The organism is Pseudonocardia thermophila (genome assembly GCF_900142365.1).
In the GTDB taxonomy this organism is placed as follows: Bacteria; Actinomycetota; Actinomycetes; order Mycobacteriales; family Pseudonocardiaceae; genus Pseudonocardia; species Pseudonocardia thermophila.
On record NZ_FRAP01000043.1, the window covers coordinates 1 to 1,948 of the forward strand.

The window sequence follows — 1,948 nt, forward strand, 5'->3', positions numbered from 1 at the left end:
TGGACCAGAGCCTGTTCAACGAGATCTGCCTGCAGCAGCTGAGGCTGTCCGGGGTGCACGAGGGTGAGACGGTGGCTGTGTTGACCACTGGTGACGAGCGCGCGGACTACGCGAGTGCGTTCATGTGGGCGGCGCAGAAGCTGGGTGCGTCCACGTTCCACCTGCGGCTGCCGTCGCCGGTGGAGGTGTCGGCTGTGTGGCGGGTCGGGGAGACCGGGTTGGCGGGTAACCGGGTGGCGGTCGAGGCGCTCAAGGCCGCGGACATGGTGGTGGACTGCACGTTCTTGTTGTTCAGCGAGGAGCAGTTCGAGATCCAGGGTGCGGGCACGCGGATCCTGACCGCGGTGGAGCCGCCGGAGCTGTTGGCGCGGCTGATGCCCACCCGGGAGCTGCGCGAGCGGGTGGAGGTGGCTGCTGATCGGCTGGCCAAGGCCGCCACGATGCGGATCACCAGCCCGCACGGCACCGACGTCACCTACCGGCTGGGGGTGTATCCGACGGTGAGCGAGTACGGCTACACCGACCAGCCCGGCCGCTGGGATCACTGGCCGGCCGCGTTCGTGTTCACCGGCGGCGCCGACGACGGGGTGGACGGCACGATCGTGCTCGCCCCCGGGGATGTGCTGCTGCCGTTCAACACCTACGTGCAGCACCCGGTCAAGCTGACCATCGAGGCCGGGTTCATCCGCGACATCCGCGGCCTGCCCGGCCACTCCAGCCTCGACGCGGACCTGCTCACCAGCTACATCGAGTCGTTCGACGATCCACGCGGCTACGGCATGAGCCACGTCGGGTGGGGGCTGGACGAGCGGGCGCACTGGCACGGGCTGACCCAGTTCGTCGGCGGCATGGGCATGGAACTGCGCAGCTTCTACGGCAACGTGATGTTCTCCATCGGCCCGAACAACGAGTTGGGCGGGCCGAACGACACCGCCTGCCACTTCGACATCCCCATGCGCGGCTGCAGCCTCTACCTCGACGACGAGCTCATCGTCGACGCCGGCGAGCTGACCGTGCCCGAGATGCGCCCGGCGACCCAGCGATGACCGCACCCTCGAACCCCGCGACGAACCCCGCGACGAACCCCGCGATGACAACAACGACAACAACGACAACAGCGGCGACATCAACAGCGACAACAGCGGCGGCGACAACGGCGACAACAGCGGCAGCGGCGGCGGCGCCAGCGGCGGCGGCGACAGCGGCGGCGCCTCGTGATCACCACATCGGGCTGATCGTGCCCAGCTCGAACCTGACCATGGAGACCGAGCTGCCGCGCATGCTCGCCGCCCGCGAACAGCTACTGCCCGACGACCGGTTCGTGTTCCACTCCGCCCGCGCCCGCATGCAGCACGTCACCCCCGACCAGCTGCGCGCGATGAACGCCCAGGCCGACCGCGCCGCGGCCGAGCTGGCCGACGCCCGCCCCGACGTGGTCGCCACCGCGTGCCTGGTCGCGATCATGGCCCAAGGCCCCGGCTACCACTGCACCGCCGAACAATCCATCACCACCGCGCTGCGCGCCAACGGCGCACACGCCCCGGTGATCTCCTCCGCCGGAGCCCTGCTCGCCGGCATCACCGCCCTCGGCGCCACCCGGGTCGCGATCATCACCCCGTACCTGAAACCGCTGACCCAAGCCGTCGCCGACTACCTCGAACACACCGGCATCGAAGTCGTCGACGCCCTATCCCTCGAAGTACCCGACAACCTCACCGTCGCCCACCTCGACCCCACCGACCTCCACCAGCACTGGCGCACACTCGACCTCTCCCGCGCCGACGCCCTCGTCCTGTCCGCCTGCGTCCAGATGCCCTCACTACCCGCCATCCAGACCATCGAGAACGACGCCGGCCTCCCCGTCCTGACCGCCGCCACCGCCACCACCTACCGCATCCTGCAAGAACTCGGCCTACCCCCGATCGTCCCCAACGCCGGGAAACTCCTC

2 protein-coding genes are annotated in these 1,948 nt (G+C 69.5%); both read left to right on the forward strand.

Features of this window, described 5'->3' with window-relative positions; genetic code table 11:
- On the forward strand, window positions 1-1,046 hold a 1,046-nt coding region (locus tag BUE41_RS29330; protein WP_073460608.1), incomplete at its 5' end, for a 2,5-dihydroxypyridine 5,6-dioxygenase NicX family protein.
- Window positions 1,047-1,231: 185 nt separating this feature from the next.
- Window positions 1,232-1,948 (forward strand): maleate cis-trans isomerase family protein (locus BUE41_RS29335; protein WP_456107118.1); only part of this gene is annotated, 717 nt, incomplete at its 3' end.